1 pseudogene is annotated in these 287 nt (G+C 54.0%); it reads left to right on the top strand.

The window, feature by feature from the left end:
* Nucleotides 1-287 (top strand): annotated as a pseudogene (locus tag ACTHSP_RS23685) (murein hydrolase activator EnvC family protein); the annotation flags it as partial.

Here is a 287-nt window from a genome sequence, read left to right as displayed (position 1 = left end):
CAAAAGAAAATCAACCACAGAGAAAACGAGCAACGCCTCAACAATCTCTTGAAAGATTTGGAAAAACGCAAAGCCGATCAACGCAAAGCCGAAGCCGAAGCGCGTAAAAAAGCCGCCGAAGCCCGTTTGGCCGCCGCTGAAAAAGCCCGCAAAGAGCAGGCTGCCGCCCAGCAAAAAGCCGAAGCCGAACGCGCCGCCATGTCCACGCTAACTGACGAAGACATGAAACTGCAAGCCCCGAACACCCAAGGCTTTACCGTCAGCAACGCCAACAGCTTCAGCCGTAT

The sequence above is a fragment of the Neisseria sp. P0001.S005 genome (genome assembly GCF_051963715.1).
This window is presented reverse-complemented; position numbering and strand designations above follow the sequence as displayed.